The sequence below is a fragment of the Thalassotalea nanhaiensis genome, assembly GCF_031583575.1.
GTDB lineage: Bacteria > Pseudomonadota > Gammaproteobacteria > Enterobacterales > Alteromonadaceae > Thalassotalea_A > Thalassotalea_A nanhaiensis.
The window spans coordinates 1,126,823-1,143,831 of sequence record NZ_CP134146.1 but is presented as its reverse complement, the minus strand read 5'-3'; the positions used below and the strand labels follow the sequence as shown (position 1 = coordinate 1,143,831).

Below are 17,009 nucleotides of genomic sequence, written 5' to 3'. Positions count from 1 at the left end.
ATTAATTCGCGATTACTTGCAAATTGTTGATATTTACATCATTAGAAAAAAGAAAGAAAAAGGGTTTATATACAATATCATATGATGATGCTATTAATACTTTATACCTAAAAACACCCCAGCATGATGAAATGAAACAAGTAAATAAAAAGAAATAGTGAATATAATTTAAATTCTCCTTATTCTTCAAGATACTGAAAAATAAAACAATAGCCATGAGCATTTGAATTAGATATTTATACCGATCTACGAGAATGAACAAATCCCAAAATGTAAATACAAATATTATCAAACAACCAATTAACTTAATTATTACATTATCGAGTTTACAAGTAGCCGCGAAAAACCAAGTCATATAAAACGGAAGACTAACAAAAAAGAATAGCACAATTTGAGTTTTATAACTTAGCTCAGCATTTACACCATAACGGTCACTTAAAACATAAACGTTTAATATATAATCTGAAATTTCAGGAGGAAATACTAAAGGAACAGTTTGTACAGCTATTAACTCTCCTAAACCAAGAACTGCCAATACAGGAGAAATTAAAACCATAATTCTAACAGTTCTAATAGATAGAAACTTTACAAAAAAGATTAAACAAAGGGGAAGAATAATATATACATGGACCAAAACAGAAATAATAGCTAAAAACGAAAACTTTACCTTATCCCCTTTTAAATAATACGCTATTGAAAGGCAAAAAATAGATGTCGATAAACCACTTCTTATTCCAATAGCATTAGCAATAAACGAGATTACAAATATGGCTAAAAATAGAATATAGATAGAATTGATATTAAATTTATCTACATCTTTTTTAGGAGCAAGAACTTTGACACTGTATAGAAAAGTGAAATAGGATATAAATGTGATTAAAAAGGGTACGAATTCTTTAGATAGCCCTGCTAATTGCATAAGCTTAAGTAAATAAGTAACCCCTAAATTAACTTGGTAATATTCACTCAACCTTTCAATTGGAAGGAACTCAATTTCTTTGTACTTTATGTAATATACAACTATGTCCATTCCGGCATATGGAATTACGTTATACGCACAAAATCCCGCAAAGAGTGATACAAATAATAAATTGATTATATGCAACGGTCCTAAAGAAACGGAACTGTATATTACACCTGATGCTGGAGATACTGGATATAATAGTATCGCGATAATGTTATTTTTCTTCAAAAATTCAAACTCACAAAATTATCCGACCATCTCTTTAACTTTTAGCTAATTAGTATAAATAATACATTAGTAATTTGTAAGATTAAATCGGTTAGAAGAGACTATAGACGAGAAAGCTTTTCAATGCATTAAGGCACAGCTTTATCAATTTCTTCTTAAAATCTTAATTCGTATTCAAAACCTAATTTAGACTTCAACTTTGAAATATCAGCAATTGAGTGACGTTCATCACCAGTCCTAAAGCTTGATAAAACACAGTTTGTTATAGCTCATACTATTAGTATTTATTGATTCTTTAAACTACTAATGAGTCCGTTTAGTCCTGTCCTGTCACATTGTAAATTTCATTATTACAATCTACATTTTCTGTTGCCACTGAAATATTAGCTTAAACTGCATTTTCGATAAAACAATGATCAGTACATTTCAAATTGAAAAACTGCAGCTTATTAACAATTATGCTGAAATTTTTCAGCATAAAAAGTTTATTTGTAAGGACTTAGCCATCAGCCCCCCACAATAGAGTTATGGCATTAAATTTCCTGCTACTCCAAACAGCTATTTAACTAACTTTTGTATCAATAGGTTATACAAAACAAATATGATTAAAAAACTGACTAACATCAAAACTTCAGCAAAATAAAAATATTCACCTGCAAAACCGATGGATGACATTAACACCGATAATAATACAATAGTAAATAGTGTTTTCGCTTGGCTTAACCCTGCTCTTTGCAAAATATGATGCAAATGATCACGATCTGGTTTAAAAGGGGATTTTCCCTTTTTAACTCGACGTACAAAAATGGCTAACATATCCATTAATGGCATAGCGCATATCCATAGTGCAGTAACCGGCCTAAAACTTGCAGATTCACCTTGGGTACCCAGCGTTAACAACCAAATTATGCTTAAACCAATAAACATACTTCCTGCATCACCCATGAATATTTTTTGGACTGTTTTTCTATATAAACCTAAGTTAAACATTAAGTAAGGAAGGATTGCTGCAATAATAATTAAAGGGTATACGAAGTAGTTTCTTTGGTTCGTTATTAAAAATAAAATAGCGATTGAAATAAACGTATTAATACTCAAACAGCCGGCTAAACCATCGATGCCATCAACTAAATTAAAAGCATTAATTATTACAATTATGGCAAAATAAGAAAATACAATCCCCCAAGCCCCAATGGTAATGTCTCCAAACCCAAATAAATTACCAAAGTTTGATATGTAGCCATTTATACCATAAATAAGAATACTGGCTACTATGATTTGTCCGACAAGTTTCACATGAACACTAAGATCATATTTATCATCTAAAGCACCAATAAACACGATCATCGCAGAAGCGATTAAGTACATTCTAAGTTCTATTGTATTTGGTAAAAACAAATAACTAGCCACAAGCACAGCAAGAAAAATAGCTATACCACCAACTAAAGGAACATGACCAATGTGTAGTTTCCTTTCATTTGGTATGTCTACTAAACCAATGTTAACTGCTAATGGCGTAAAGAACTTTATTGCGGCAAACGACAAAATAAACGTTGTGATTACTAGTAATGAAAGGCTCAAATTCCCATCCTTTAATCTTGTTTGTCAATTTCTTTGATAGGTTTAGCTGAAAAATGGCGAATTAAAACTAGAAGCACAGCTAAGATACCACCTATCATGGTTACTAAAATACAAATCAAGGCTCTTTGGGGACCACTTTTTTCATCAGGGACATTCGGTGGATCTATCGTTTTAAAAACATATTCATCACTTACTTCAGTTAACATCATGGTTTTGGTTTGTTCTTCAATCAGTTGATAAAAAACAGTTTGCATACCTGACAATTGAGTTTGTTCTAATTTTTCAGTTAAGAAATCAATACTGTTTTGCGCTTCTGTTTTATCCATAATTCGCATGTATTGATTAATTTCAGCAATAATTAATGTTAACCAGCTTTTAGCTATTTCGGGGGAATAGTGCTCAATAGATATTTTGATCATACCTGTCTGAACATCTTCAGAAACGATTAAATGCTTTTTAAACTCTTCAAAAGCTTCCCACAGAGACGGTTGTGGTGTTTTAGGGTATTTAACTTCACGTACCCATTGTTTAGTTTCTATTTGGAAAATAGTTTCATTATAAATCAGTTTATTTGTATTAACATCCCAGCTTTCTGAGGCCATTAAGGGAGCTAATAAATTATTGTCTTTAATAAATGCTTCAATGAAGGCTCGAGATTTTAGAATTTCTAAAGCCAAGCCTGTTTTATCTTGCTCTTGACCACCTAAATTAATACCAGCCATACTGGCTAAACCACCAAATTGGCCAGCAAGAGCGCTTAAACCACCAGCCCCACTACTACTTTGCGCGGGAGAGAGCAACGCGGAAGCTTTATAGGTATTAGGTTGATTGATTGCGTATACAACAGAGGCGGCTGCAAAAAATAAAGTGACTACAATTATTAAAACTTTCCCATGCCAGAGAACACGCAAAAGTTCAGCTAAATCTATTTCATCATCTTGATTGTTTTTTGGTATAAAAACAGCATTTTGAGGCATTGGTATATACTGCTGACTTTGCTGTTCTTGAGTTCCGTTAGACATCGATTTTACTTATTATTAACCATTAAAAATAAATTAGTGAAAGTATAACAATTAATTATAATAATGCCGATTTTTTTAAGCATTATTAGTAACTTTTTTGTAAACTTAGGTAGCCAAGCATAAAATAAAGAAAGTATAGAAATCATCTTATTTTCAAAAATAAGGCGCCTTAACCTTGTTTAGTTTAAATATTAATAGTTAACTTTTATACCAACGAATTATTTTCCAGGAGTGGATTAATGCATAATTGTAAAGTAGAAATACCCCAACAAACCCAACTAACATAATCCATTCAGGCACAAGATAAAATTCAGAAACCACCCCTGCAGTTGCAATAATTGATGCACAAAGCGCTATATAGATTAATGTCCTTTTTCTACTTATTCCTGCCCGCTCAAAAATATGGTGCAAATGCTCTCTATCAGCTTTAAAAGGCGACGTTCCTTTTTTTATACGACGAATCATAATTGCAGCCATATCCATTAAAGGAATTGCAATCAAATATAATGCAGTTACTGGGCGAAATGCTTGTGTTTCTGATTCAACACCGATGACCAATAGCCAAACTATAGTTAACCCAACCAGCATACTACCCGCGTCACCTAAAAATATTTTACCAACATTTTTAAATGGCCATCTTAAATTAAATATCAAATATGCGAGCAAACTACCTATAAATATAATTGGGATAACTGCCCAAGTTGGGTGGCTAAATGTAAGTAGTATAGTTAAAGCTGTAAATGTGATTAAACTTAACATACCAGCTAGACCATCTATGCCGTCAATCATATTGAATGCATTTATACATGCAATTACAGCAAAAACAGTTATGATGACGCCGAAAGAACCAAGTTCTAATTTGAAAAAATAAAAAATATTACCAAAGTCATGCAAGTAAAAACCCGCCGAAGTTGTCATTAACATGGCTGTTAACACTTGGATTAATAACCTGCCACGGACCGATAAATCAAACTTATCATCGCCCACGCCTAAAATAAGAATTATAAATGCAGAAGTAAGGTAATAAAAGAATGTTTCATTAATAGGAACAAATATAAGTAAAGAGAGGGCAACACCAAAGAATATCGTAATTCCACCTATTAATGGAATAGAGCCGTTATGAAGTTTACGTTTATTGGGTCTATCAACAAGCTGAAAATGAAATGCAACTGGTTTTAAAAGCATTATAGCAATAATTGAAAAAATAAAAGACGTTATTAATGGTAACAAGTAGGTCATTATTTCCCTGATTGACTTTAGTTTATTATTATAAAATTAATAATTTGTTTTGGTTATGTTGTACGCTGTGTTAAGCAAAAAACTGAACTTATTTGTAACAAAAGCATTGCTATTGCTTTTTCTAATTTTAATTAATAGCGGACTACGCCGCAATCAAGATTAGCTAAATTCCATTAATTGCAGCAACAGCTACAGCAGTATTATAAAGAATACCAGTGGCAGTTGACCAAAGAGTTAAGTTATTCATATATTCGCCATCAAGTGGCACTACAATGGTATCACCAGGCTTTAACCCCTGGTTAGCTCCATCGGAGAACCAACTGCTATCATCCATAACCTTTATACTACCGTTCGCAGATATAATATAAACACGCTCTTCGTCAGCACGTTTTTTCATGCCACCACTTTGAGCAATATAATCTTCAGCATCTATGTTCGAATCATAAATATGTGATGACGTTACTTGTACTTGGCCAATTACGTTAACTGAATTTTTCTTAGTCGGTACGTATAAAACATCACCACCTTCAAGTAAAACATCATAATTATTTGGAACCATTACTTTTGGAAGGTCGATAACTAAACGACCAACCGGTTGTACCTTGGTTAAATCACCCAGTAATTGCTGTGCATCTTGATAGTTACCTGTTGCAGACGAATCAGAAAGTGCTTTAGATGCCATTTCAGTTCTTAAATCAGCTGCCAGTTTGAATAAATTTTGTTGCTCTAATTCTTGCAATTTAACACGAGTAAATACTGAACCATTCGGGTATGCATATGGCGTAAAACCACCTGCTTTTTTAACGATATCGGCTAACGTTTCACCGCGTCTAATCGTATATTTGCCAGGAAAGACAAATTCGCCTCGAAGCTCTACTACGTGGTTTTCAGTCCATGATGGAATTCTGTGTATGTTCAACCTGTCTTTACTGGCAAGCTTAATATTTGCTTCTTCATCACCGCTTAGCGCTTTTGCCAAGTTGACGTTAATTGAAATTTTCTCAACGCCTAACTCTTCAGTCATTTTGTTACGAGTAACTTCTGCACGAGTTAAATAAGCCGATTCATCTACGCCACCAGCAGCAGCAATCAAGTCATCAACTTTACCGTTTATCCCTAACGGATAAATTCCAGGGTATTTGACTTGACCATCAATCTCAACCAATTGAATTGGCTTACCCGATGAACCTTGACGCTTCAGTTTTTTAATAACTGGTAACAATAATCGCTGTCTTGAAAATAAACCTAATTCACGAATATCGATTTCTTTTTCTACTTCACCGCCAGAAAACTTTGCGATGGATTGATTTAACAATTCCAGTTGTTCTTGTTGGTCCTGCTCTTCTGCAGTGCCGTACTTAGAATTTTCAGAGCCAAACTGTTGCCAAAATAATTTGTTTTTATATTTTACTCGAGCTAAACGTCTTTCTTTTTCATACAGTTCATCTTGAGTAAATGCAAAAGCGTCTAAATGGATGGCTTCTTCACTAATTTTTGACACATTGGAGAATACAATTATTTTATCATTTGGTTGCAGAGTAAAATTATCTATGGATGCAGGATTCCCAATTACCTCGGAGAGTTTGAATTGATGAACTTCGATATTTTTTGCTACATCAATTTCACGAACAACTAAACTATAAGAAAGATCGGCAAAAGGCAGTAAGTGAGAGTCGACACTTGCAATTAAATCGGTAATTTTTACGCCTTCATACCATTGGTATTTACCTGGGCGAGTAGCTGCGCCAATAACTGTAATGGTTTCTTCGTAAACATCTGCAGTTTTCTTAATACGGATAAAATCACCTGCACGAACCTCTAACTGTAAGTTTTCGTCATTGGTTAAATCTAATGTTGCCACTCTTCTTAACTGGCTTTTATTGTAGCGTTCTATGAGAGTAGATTTGGCATAAGCAGAAGGTAGCAACTGTCCGGCCATTTTCAGAACATCAGCAAAGGTATCGCCTTCAATTAATTCATAAATTGCAGGGCGGCGAACTTCACCATCAATACTTACCGTGGCGCCAACAGATTCGACAAAGACAACATCACCTGATTGTAATTGCATGTCGTCAGAAGAGTCACCGTTGATCAACAAGTCATATAAATCTAGAGTAGAAACTAGTTTACCTTGACGTTTTAACTGAATATTTCGCAGTGAACCAATCTCGTTAATACCACCCGCAGCAAATATGGCTTGGGTAATAGTTGAAAGAGAGCTCAGGCTGTATGAACCAGGTTTAAAGGCATCACCAAGCACAAATACTCGCATAGTTCGAAGCGATGCTACGCCAATAACAACATCAACACCTATGATACTTGCTTTAATTCGGCTGGTTAAATAGCCCTTTAACTCGGTAAAAGATAAACCAGCAACTTTATATGGTCCAAGGTTTGGTATAACAACCTGCCCTTCGCGGGTAACAGGCAATTCGTAGTCATTATTTTCTTTACCAAATATTTGAATCGAAATTTTATCACCAGGCCCTAGAATGTAGTTTTCTGGAATTGCGATGTCATTGGTTGGCGCGAATGTTGATGGTTGATTAGCAAAAATGTCATAACCAAAAGGCTCAACCGATTGCATTAATGAGCGGTCGTCTTCTTTTAAGAAATCTGTAGGTTTGTTTTCTGGTTCAATTGTTGGCTTTCCGTCACTACCAAACTCTGTGCCACGAGGATAAGTTGGTGTAGGTTCAGTTTCAGAACTTGAACTGCTACTACTACCACCGCCACTTAATTGCTCTTTGATCATATTATAATCAACACCCATTTGTTGGGCTAAGGCGCGCTGTTGTGCTTCTGGGAGCTTTTTAAATGCATCAATTTGCGATTGAGAAACATTCATAGATAATGCTGAAAACGAAATGCTAGAGATAGCAATGAATGACACTATTTTTTTTATTACATTGTTCATTTGCACAAAATGATCCTATCTATGCGCTGATAAATATAAATCAAGCGCTTAACTATTTATTCTTATTTAATGAATTATAGTCACTAACGAATTTTTTACATTTTCAAGCATTTTATTTTTTTAAACTTGAATATATTTGCCATAGATGAATCTGTCGAGCCATCAACTGGCTACTCCTTAAACAGATTGATTAATTTCCAAACTATTTAAGCATATTCCCTATGTTAAGTCGCAAAGTTTATCAGCTAACGTATTGAGAATAAAGTGCCTTTAAAACTTAATTACAGAGTTTTCAACATTAGTTACTGCACATATGTTCATTTTAAAGTTTACAAAAAACTTTATACGAATTGTTACAGTTTGACTAACTTCTCTTGCATTTACATATTCCGATAGGTATAACCATTGTGTTTTTAAAATTATAAGAAGTTATATAGGAAGATATATGTCTAATTCGAATATGGGGCCTAATGCGGGCAATATGTTTGGTCATCCGAAAGGTTTGTTCTTACTTTTTGGTACCGAAATGTGGGAACGCATGAGTTACTACGGTATGCGTGGTATTTTTGTACTTTACTTGGTAGCGTTTGCCAGCAGTTTTGGCTGGGATATGGCCTACTTTGGTATCGACCCTGCAGCAGCTGACGCTGAAAAGCTATTCAACACGGCAGTTCAATCAAAAGCATTAGGTATTTTAGGTATCTATGCATTTTTCGTATACGTTACACCTGTGTTAGGTGGCTGGATGGCCGATAACGTTTGGGGTCAACGTAAATCTATCATCGTTGGTGGCTTACTAATGATGCTTGGTCAATTTGCACTAGGTACGCCACATGCAATGATCGAGGGAATGGAAACGGCTTTTCTTTGGGCTGGCTTGATTCTATTGATCTTCGGTAATGGCTTCTTTAAACCAAACATCTCAACCATGGTTGGTGACTTATATGAAGAAGGCGACAAACGTCGTGATGCCGCATTCACTATCTTCTACATGGGTATTAACTTAGGTTCAATCTTAGGTTACTTAGTTGTTGGTACCATTGGTGAAAAAATCAATTACCAGTACGGCTTCTTGGTTGCCGGTATTGGTATGTTAGCAGGTGTGTTATTACAACTTGCTTTATCTAATAAGTACTTAGGTAATGTTGGTGTTGAGCCTGCAGCAAAACTAGCTGAAGCAGACAATAAAGCGTCTTCTGGCCCATTAACGCCTGAAGAGCGTGACCGTGTTAAAGTAATTTTAATCATGTCTTTCTTCACAATTATTTTCTGGTTAGGTTTTGAACAAGCCGCTGGTTCAATGAACTTGTTCGCAAAATATAAAACTGATTTAGTATTCTTCGGTTGGGAAATGCCTGCCTCATGGCTACAAATGGTAAACCCTATTTTTGTTATCATTTTAGCGCCTATTTTTGCCGCAATGTTCCTAAAAATGGGAGCTGCAGAGCCTAACTCACCGAAAAAGTTCTCGTTGGGTATGTTCTTCTTAGGCTTAGGTTTTATCTCAATGGTAATGGCTGCGTTACAAATAGGTGACTCAGAGTCAGTTAAAGCACATGTGATTTGGTTAGTTCTTGCTTACCTTTTCCATACAATGGGTGAATTATGTTTATCGCCAATTGGTCTTTCAATGGTAACTAAACTTGCACCTCTTAAGTACACTTCATTACTTATGGGTATGTGGTTCTTCTTCTCTGGTGTTGGTAACTACTTAGCAGCATGGGTTGGCCAAATGGTTGGTGAAACTGGTCCATTACAGGCGTTCTCAGGTGTTGCTATTATGGCATTCCTAGCGGGTATCTGTTTATGGTTATTAAGCGATAAGCTTGTTGACTGGATGCACGGTGCAGAAGATGCTCACCCACAAGATCTTGATGAAAAATTAGCAGAAGAAATGTCTGTTACTGGCTCTCATGAAGGTATGCCTGAAAAGCACTAAACCGACTATAGTCGTCCCGTACTTGTTACGGGATCTGGACTGTTAAGAGTTTATTTAAAACGGAAGCTGGTCTTCCGTTTTTTATTGCCTTACGTTTAGCGTTTATTGAATAAACCACCATGACACCAGAAGGTAGCATCGCCAAGTTTAAATATTCATAACAAGATCTACCACTTTTAAGCCTTATTCAAGCTTGTTTTACCTCAAAGCTTACACTTCGATACAGTCCACGACAGAAAGGTTCAGAGAACTATTGAGTGAATACAGGTGCATTAGGAACGTATGGCACCGACACTAAATTAGCACTGTAGAGCGTAACTAACGTTACTACACATCGATGATACAGCGGATGCAATAACAACTAAGCTATAGGGAGTTATGGAGTGGATAAAGTTAGAAGATTAAATGCATTAACACGCAGGCAAGGATACCAGCAATAATGTCATCAACCATGATGCCAAAGCCGCCGCCTATTTTTTTGTCCGCAATGGAGATTGGCCAAGGTTTAGCAATATCGAGTATTCGAAAGAAGATAAAGCCAACAATAACCGCTTGCCAAGTAGCAGGTACGGCTATCATGGTAATGAAAAACCCAGCGATTTCATCCCAAACAATTGCACCATGATCGTGTACGCCGGCATCTTTTGATGCTTTGTCACAAATCCAAATGCCTACAATTGAGATAAAAATGGTTATGGCGATAAATATGTTTAAAGAAAATTGAACGCAAATTAGGTATAAGGGAATCGCGGCAAGCGTGCCCATTGTGCCAGGGGCTTTAGGGCTCAAACCACTACCAAAACCTAACGCTAAAAAGTGCACCGGATTTTTTATGTTAAATAATTCACTGGCACTCTTTTTAGTCATTTTATTCTCAATTAGTGATCTAAGCTTTCTCAGAAAAGTGTTCGAAACCTACTTTTTTCACCGTGAACGGTTCGTTTTTATAAGTAAGGATGATTTCTTCTGAAGTATTTAATTGTCCAATACAGTTAAATTCAACATTGGCATGGGCCATTGCAGTTTCAATCCCAACTTTATTGGTTGCTGGTACTGAGAAGATCAACTGATAATCGTCGCCCGACGTTAACGCCATATTGATGGCATCTTCAACGCTTAAGTTATCCGTTAACGCTTTTGATAAAGGAATATCATCAACATTTATAGTCACACCTAGCGTAGATGCTCGGCAAATATGCCCTAAATCAGCCAATAAGCCATCAGACACATCAATAGCGGATGTCGCGAATTCACGGATCATCTGTCCAACCAACACTTGTGGTTGTGGGTAATCGAGTTTGGCTTTTACTTTGGCCAAATCAACGTCATTTAAATGTATATGACCTTTAATGGCAGCGAGTGCTAGTCCGGCGTCACCGAAGTTTCCAGTGACAAAAAGGTAATCACCATTTTGCGCACCATTGCGACAAAGCGCTTTGTCTTCAGGCACCAAGCCTTGTGCAGTAATCGTAATACTTAACGGGCCTTGCGTAGTGTCACCACCAATTAGTTGCACATTGAAATATTCGGTTAATTCAAACATGCCCGCAGTAAACTCACGTAGCCAGTCTTCATCTACTTCAGGTAAGGTGATGGCAACAGAGATCCAAGCAGGCTCAGCCCCCATAGCAGCAATATCACTTAGGTTTACCGCAACTGCTTTATGACCTATAGCGCGTGCAGGTGTGTCTAAAGGAAAATGAACACCGGCAACTAAGGTATCGGTGGTTACCGCGATCAGTTTGTTATCGTTTGCTCGAATTAGTGCACAATCGTCACCAATTCCCATTGCAACGTCTTTACGGCTCACAGGTTGAGCGGTAAAGAACTCTTTGATAAGTTCAAATTCTTTCATAAGTTTGAATGAGTTATACCAATTCTATTAAGTATTATTCTTCAGGACGAAATGTTTTAACGACTTTATCAAGTACGCCATTAACAAACTTGTGGCTATCGTCAGTTGCAAATGCTTTTGCAAGTTCAATAGCTTCGTTAATCACGACTTTATATGGTACTTCTTTGCAATCGCGAAGTTCATAAACACCAACTCGTAGAATCGCTTTTTCCACGTGATCGACTTCGTCAAGAGGACGGTCAACTAATGGTCGAATTGCGTCATCAATTTCACCTACGTTAGTAGCAACACCACGTAGTAGTTGTGAAAAATATTCTGCATCAAAACGACGTTTAGCATTATCAGCAATAAAGTTTGCTTCTACTTCGCCAATGTCGTTTTGTGTTAATTGCCATGAATAAATTGCTTGTACGGCAATTTCACGGGCTTTTCTTCTTGGAGTTGGTTTCACTAAGCTTTCCGCCTATAGTTGATCTAAAACGTTTACCATTTCTAAGGCACTTAAGGCTGCTTCTGCGCCTTTGTTACCCGCTTTGGTACCAGAACGTTCGATCGCTTGTTCAATTGAATCTACAGTAATAACACCAAATGCAACTGGAATATCAAATTCCATCGCAACTTGTGCTAAACCTTTGTTACATTCGCCTGCAACAAAATCAAAGTGTGGCGTACCGCCACGAATTACAGCGCCAATTGCAATAACTGCATCATAACCGCCTTTAGCAGCAATGCGTTTTGCTGCCACAGGTAACTCATATGCACCAGGAACACGAACAATAGTAATATCAGCATCGCTAACATTACCGTGACGTTTAAGTGCGTCAACTGCACCTTCTAATAAGCTTTCTACTACAAAGCTGTTAAAACGCGAAACAACAATGGCAAATTTTTTGCCCGACGCTACAAATGAGCCTTCAATTACATTCATTTTTATTAACCTGTTTAAAAAATTGGCGCAATTCTAACAAAGATCAAATTAATAAGGTACTCAAAATTGCACAATAAGGTTGTTTTAGTTCGACTTTCACCGTATTAACTTAATTTTTTATTAATTTGCGACAATTTTTTACTTTGTTACAATGGTCGCCTCATTTATTTTAGACGATAGATCATGAAATTCTATTTTTCTTCAAATCAGTTTCCACAATTACAACCATTTGATTTTCGCAGTCGCCAACAAATTATTCATTTGGCTACAGCTAAGTTGTCACCATTAGCTAAGTTTGTGTTAAATCTATTGAAAATGGCAATATTAATACCACCATTTTTTATGCTGGCTAATGTTGAATCATGGTACTTTTTAATACCTTTGGTGTTTGTTTTGGTAGGGTATTTTATTGTACTGAGACCCTTATCGTTAGTGTTCATTGGTCAGCACTTAGATAAGGCTATAAGTCAGTTTGAAAGAGAAAACTCCTAGCTCGTTTCTCGTTTCTCGTTTCTCGTTTCTCGTTTCTCGTTTCTAAGTATTTAGAACGTACAAATCTATTACCGTTTTCAACATGGACGTTGTATATGCCGAGAACGCAGGACGCGTAGGAACGGTCCATGGCGATTTGCATTCCATCATCCTTGAAGTAAAAAAGCGCCAACAGGCGCTTTTTTAATTTAGACATATTGAATTACATATTCGGGTAATTCGGTCCACCAGTACCTTCTGGTGTTACCCAGGTAATGTTTTGGCTTGGGTCTTTAATGTCGCAAGTTTTACAGTGAATACAGTTTTGTGAATTGATCACAAATTTCTTCTCACCTGCTTCATCTTCTTCTATTTCGTAGACACCTGCTGGACAATAACGTTGTGCCGGCTCTGCGTACTTAGCTAAGTTTACAGATATAGGAATATTCATATCCGCAAGTTTTAAGTGACAAGGCTGTTCTTCTTCATGGTTGGTGTTAGATAAAAATACCGAGCTTAACTTATCAAAACTAAGCACACCATCAGGTTTCGCGTAGTTAATAACAGGACACTCTGAAGCAAGTTTTAATGATTCGTGATCATAGCTGTTATCGCTAAAGTTAAATGGCAGTTTACCGCCAAAGAAGTTTTGATCCAAGGTATTGTATGCACCGCCCATGAACGTACCGAGCTTATGCATTACCGCACCAAAGTTACGAGTATTGTATAACTCGTCATATAACCATGATGCTTTAAAGTTGTCAGTAAAAGCGGTTAAGTCATTACCACCTTCATCACCACCAGTAATGGCATTGAAAATAGTTTCAGCGGCTAACATACCTGACTTCATTGCCGTGTGATTACCTTTGATTTTGGCAAAGTTAATCGTACCAGCATCACAACCAACCATAACAGCACCAGGCATTGTCATTTTAGGTAATGAATTAAAGCCACCTTTAGCAATAGCTCGTGCACCGTAAGATACACGCTTACCACCTTTAAGGTATTGCTCAAATTTAGGATGATGCTTTAATCGTTGGAATTCATCAAACGGGCTCAAGTGCGGGTTTGAATAATTTAAATCAATAATTAAGCCAACAAATACTTGGTTATTTTCAGCATGGTATAAGTAACCACCACCCGTTGTATCGCCTTCTAGTGGCCAACCTGCTGTATGAACAACTAAACCTTCCTGATGAAGCTCAGGATCAATATCCCAAATTTCTTTGAAACCAATACCGTAGTGTTGAGGTTGTTTATCTGCATCTAAGTTGAACTTGCTAATAAGTTCTTTACCTAAGTGACCGCGACACCCTTCTGCAAATACAGTGTACTTAGCGCGTAACTCCATGCCAGGCATGTAAGAATCTTTTTGGTTGCCTTCAGCATCCAAGCCCATATCACCAGTAATGATACCGGCAACTTTACCGTCTTCATAAATAACGTCTTGCGCAGGGAAACCTGGGAATATTTCAACGCCCATGCCTTCCGCTTGTTCTGCTAACCAACGACAAACATTACCCATAGAAACAATGTAGTTACCATCGTTATGCATAGTTTTAGGTACAGCGAAGTTAGGTAATTTAATGCCCTTTTCGCTGCTGTTTAATAGATAAATATCATCGCCATTAACTGGCGTGTTCAGTGGCGCACCGCGCTCTTTCCAGTCAGGAAAAAGTTCATTCATCGAACGTGGCTCAAGTACCGCACCAGAAAGAATGTGGGCACCAACTTCAGAGCCCTTTTCAACAACACAAACCATTAATTCTTGGTCTTTTTCCTGTGCCATTTGCATTAATTTACATGCTGTAGATAAACCTGATGGGCCTGCACCCACGATTACAACATCAAATTCCATCGATTCACGTTCCACGCGATTCCCCTTAATACCTATAAATTGTTTCTAAAAATTTTAATATGCTATTTATAGCATTTTATGACAACCAAACCTATGCAAATTAGGTAATAATGTTGCCCAAAAGCACTTTTTATGTAAGTTAACATTGACGTTTCGTAATCCAGTGAGTAATCTTTTGCACCATCAAAGAATTTTTTTTGAGTAATAACTTAAAACATCCGTTTAAATAATTTAAAACACTTGTTTTAATTTTACCATTAATATTTTAATATAAATACAATACAACAAGATTTTAATACCATTTATTGGTAATAACAGAGGTCACTATGAAAGTACTTGTTCCTATCAAGCGCGTAATTGACTATAACGTCAAGGTTCGTGTTAAGCCTGATAATTCAAACGTTGATTTAACCAACGTGAAAATGGCAATCAACCCATTCTGTGAAATTGCAGTTGAAGAAGCTGTTCGTTTAAAAGAAGCAGGCATTGCAACTGAAATTTTTGCGGTATCTATTGGTGACAAGTCTTGCCAAGAACAATTACGTACAGCATTAGCACTTGGTGCTGATCGTGCGATTCAAATTGATACAGACCAAAACCTGGATTCAATTAACGTTGCTAAGCTTTTACAAAAAGTTGTTGAAGAAGAGCAACCACAACTTGTTTTACTTGGTAAACAAGCAATTGACTCAGACAATAACCAAACTGGCCAAATGTTAGGTGCTCTAACAGGTATGCCACAAGGTACATTCGCATCAATCGTTAAAGTTGAAGGCGATAAAGTTAACGTTACTCGTGAAGTAGATGGCGGTTTACAAACTGTTGCTCTTAACTTACCAGCTATCGTAACTACAGATTTACGTTTAAACGAACCACGTTACGCATCTCTACCTAACATCATGAAAGCTAAACGTAAGCCTCTAGATGTTAAAACAGCTGCTGATTTCGGTATCGATTTAAGCCCTCGTACTACGTTGATCAAAGTAACTCCTCCTGCTGAGCGTCAAGCCGGTATTATTGTTGAGACTATCGACGAGTTAGTAGAAAAATTAAAAAATGAAGCGAAGGTGATCTAATGTCTATTTTAGTAATTGCAGAACATGACAATGCAAGCCTTAAGGCTGACACATTAAAAACTGTTGCAGCTGCTGCTGCAATTGGTGGTGATATTCACGTACTAGTAGCTGGTGCTAACTGTGGCGCAGCTGCAGATGAAGCCGCGAAAGCTGCTGGCGTTAGCAAAGTATTAGTTGCTGACAACGCTGCCTATGAAAATCAACTTGCTGAAAACGTAAGTTTATTAATCACTGAATTAGCTGGCGATTACGGCCACATTTTAGCGAATGCATCAACAACGGGTAAAAACTTTATGCCACGTGTTGCCGCTTTACTAGATGTTGCGCAAATTTCAGAAATCATCGCAGTAGAAAGTGCCGACACATTTGTTCGTCCTATCTACGCAGGTAACGCTATTGCAACAGTACAATCTTTAGATGCAACTAAAGTGATTACTGTTCGTGCTACTGGTTTTGATGCTGTAGAAACTACAGGTTCAGCTGAAGTTGTAGCGTTAAGCAATTCTACAGATGCTGGTACTTCAAGTTTTGTTGGCGCTGAACTTACTGTGTCAGAACGTCCAGACCTAGGTGCTGCTAGCGTAGTAATCTCTGGTGGTCGTGGTATGCAAAACGGTGAAAACTTCAGCCTTCTTAACGGTATCGCTGACAAACTTGGCGCTGCAATTGGTGCTTCACGTGCCGCTGTAGATGCTGGTTTCGTACCTAACGACATGCAAGTAGGTCAAACAGGTAAAATTGTTGCCCCTGACTTATACATTGCCGTAGGTATTTCTGGTGCTATTCAACATTTAGCTGGTATGAAAGACTCTAAGGTTATTGTTGCAATCAACAAAGATCCTGAAGCGCCTATCTTCCAAGTTGCTGATTACGGTTTAGTTGCAGACTTATTCGACGCTCTTCCAGAGTTAGAAAGCGCTTTATAAATAAG

General features: G+C 36.9%; 14 protein-coding genes. 4 read left to right on the top strand and 10 right to left on the bottom strand.

Annotation, left to right across the window (positions count from 1 at the left end; genetic code table 11):
• Position 1: 1 nt before the first annotated feature.
• The 5 genes from RI845_RS05230 to RI845_RS05210 all read right to left on the bottom strand — a co-directional run bounded on the left by RI845_RS05230 (position 2) and on the right by RI845_RS05210 (position 7,951).
• Complete coding sequence (locus tag RI845_RS05230) at positions 2–1,192, bottom strand: EpsG family protein (RefSeq protein ID WP_348388693.1); 1,191 nt, start codon at positions 1,190–1,192, stop codon at positions 2–4.
• Between the two features lie 558 nt (positions 1,193–1,750).
• Positions 1,751–2,773 (bottom strand): UDP-N-acetylglucosamine--undecaprenyl-phosphate N-acetylglucosaminephosphotransferase, encoded by a 1,023-nt coding sequence (wecA, locus tag RI845_RS05225; RefSeq protein ID WP_348388692.1) that lies wholly within the window; start codon positions 2,771–2,773, stop codon positions 1,751–1,753.
• An 11-nt stretch (positions 2,774–2,784) separates the two neighbouring features.
• Positions 2,785–3,795 (bottom strand): Wzz/FepE/Etk N-terminal domain-containing protein, encoded by a 1,011-nt coding sequence (locus tag RI845_RS05220; protein WP_348388691.1) that lies wholly within the window; start codon positions 3,793–3,795, stop codon positions 2,785–2,787.
• Positions 3,796–3,993: 198 nt separating this feature from the next.
• Positions 3,994–5,034: a UDP-N-acetylglucosamine--undecaprenyl-phosphate N-acetylglucosaminephosphotransferase gene (wecA, locus tag RI845_RS05215; RefSeq protein ID WP_348388690.1), complete on the bottom strand. Its 1,041-nt coding sequence runs from the start codon at positions 5,032–5,034 to the stop codon at positions 3,994–3,996.
• 163 nt (positions 5,035–5,197) lie between these two features.
• Positions 5,198–7,951 carry an SLBB domain-containing protein gene (locus RI845_RS05210; protein ID WP_348388689.1) on the bottom strand — a complete coding sequence of 918 codons (2,754 nt, stop codon included), beginning with the start codon at positions 7,949–7,951 and terminating at the stop codon, positions 5,198–5,200.
• A gap of 445 nt (positions 7,952–8,396) precedes the next feature.
• Between RI845_RS05210 and RI845_RS05205 the strand changes: the two genes are divergently transcribed.
• Positions 8,397–9,890: a peptide MFS transporter gene (locus RI845_RS05205; protein ID WP_348388688.1), complete on the top strand. Its 1,494-nt coding sequence runs from the start codon at positions 8,397–8,399 to the stop codon at positions 9,888–9,890.
• A gap of 393 nt (positions 9,891–10,283) precedes the next feature.
• Here the strand turns inward: RI845_RS05205 and RI845_RS05200 are convergent, their stop codons facing one another.
• The 4 genes from RI845_RS05200 to ribH are packed head-to-tail and all read right to left on the bottom strand — an operon-like array spanning position 10,284 to position 12,673.
• On the bottom strand, positions 10,284–10,757 hold the full coding sequence (locus tag RI845_RS05200) for a phosphatidylglycerophosphatase A family protein (RefSeq protein ID WP_348388687.1): 474 nt from the start codon (positions 10,755–10,757) through the stop codon (positions 10,284–10,286).
• A gap of 19 nt (positions 10,758–10,776) precedes the next feature.
• Positions 10,777–11,745, bottom strand: a complete 969-nt coding sequence (gene thiL / locus RI845_RS05195; RefSeq protein ID WP_348388686.1) for a thiamine-phosphate kinase — start codon at positions 11,743–11,745, stop codon at positions 10,777–10,779.
• A gap of 34 nt (positions 11,746–11,779) precedes the next feature.
• Positions 11,780–12,196 carry a transcription antitermination factor NusB gene (gene nusB / locus RI845_RS05190; protein WP_348388685.1) on the bottom strand — a complete coding sequence of 139 codons (417 nt, stop codon included), beginning with the start codon at positions 12,194–12,196 and terminating at the stop codon, positions 11,780–11,782.
• A gap of 12 nt (positions 12,197–12,208) precedes the next feature.
• The gene (gene ribH / locus RI845_RS05185; protein ID WP_348388684.1) at positions 12,209–12,673 is read right to left on the bottom strand and encodes a 6,7-dimethyl-8-ribityllumazine synthase; all 465 of its coding nucleotides are present in this window, start codon (positions 12,671–12,673) and stop codon (positions 12,209–12,211) included.
• A gap of 183 nt (positions 12,674–12,856) precedes the next feature.
• Between ribH and RI845_RS05180 the strand changes: the two genes are divergently transcribed.
• Entirely contained in the window at positions 12,857–13,165 is a 309-nt protein-coding gene (locus tag RI845_RS05180) for a DUF6170 family protein (protein ID WP_348388683.1), read from the top strand.
• A gap of 202 nt (positions 13,166–13,367) precedes the next feature.
• Here RI845_RS05180 and RI845_RS05175 read toward each other — a convergent pair whose 3' ends face one another.
• On the bottom strand, positions 13,368–15,017 hold the full coding sequence (locus RI845_RS05175) for an electron transfer flavoprotein-ubiquinone oxidoreductase (protein WP_405054097.1): 1,650 nt from the start codon (positions 15,015–15,017) through the stop codon (positions 13,368–13,370).
• A gap of 311 nt (positions 15,018–15,328) precedes the next feature.
• Here RI845_RS05175 and RI845_RS05170 point away from each other — a divergent pair, with 311 nt between their 5' ends.
• Positions 15,329–16,078, top strand: coding sequence for an electron transfer flavoprotein subunit beta/FixA family protein (locus RI845_RS05170; RefSeq protein WP_348388682.1), 750 nt, complete (start codon positions 15,329–15,331; stop codon positions 16,076–16,078).
• Complete coding sequence (locus RI845_RS05165; protein ID WP_348388681.1) at positions 16,078–17,004, top strand: electron transfer flavoprotein subunit alpha/FixB family protein; 927 nt, start codon at positions 16,078–16,080, stop codon at positions 17,002–17,004. Before RI845_RS05170 ends, RI845_RS05165 begins: the two co-directional genes overlap by 1 nt.
• Positions 17,005–17,009: the final 5 nt, after the last annotated feature.

Bases quoted from the DNA above. Each gene is read 5' to 3' on its own strand.
- RI845_RS05220 (WP_348388691.1), bottom strand. From the start codon at position 3,795: ATGTCTAACGGAACTCAAGAACAGCAAAGTCAGCAGTATATACCAATG.
- wecA (WP_348388690.1), bottom strand. From the start codon at position 5,034: ATGACCTACTTGTTACCATTAATAACGTCTTTTATTTTTTCAATTATT.
- RI845_RS05210 (WP_348388689.1), bottom strand. From the start codon at position 7,951: ATGAACAATGTAATAAAAAAAATAGTGTCATTCATTGCTATCTCTAGC.
- RI845_RS05205 (WP_348388688.1), top strand. From the start codon at position 8,397: ATGTCTAATTCGAATATGGGGCCTAATGCGGGCAATATGTTTGGTCAT.
- RI845_RS05200 (WP_348388687.1), bottom strand. From the start codon at position 10,757: ATGACTAAAAAGAGTGCCAGTGAATTATTTAACATAAAAAATCCGGTG.
- thiL (WP_348388686.1), bottom strand. From the start codon at position 11,745: ATGAAAGAATTTGAACTTATCAAAGAGTTCTTTACCGCTCAACCTGTG.
- ribH (WP_348388684.1), bottom strand. From the start codon at position 12,673: ATGAATGTAATTGAAGGCTCATTTGTAGCGTCGGGCAAAAAATTTGCC.
- RI845_RS05180 (WP_348388683.1), top strand. From the start codon at position 12,857: ATGAAATTCTATTTTTCTTCAAATCAGTTTCCACAATTACAACCATTT.
- RI845_RS05170 (WP_348388682.1), top strand. From the start codon at position 15,329: ATGAAAGTACTTGTTCCTATCAAGCGCGTAATTGACTATAACGTCAAG.
- RI845_RS05165 (WP_348388681.1), top strand. From the start codon at position 16,078: ATGTCTATTTTAGTAATTGCAGAACATGACAATGCAAGCCTTAAGGCT.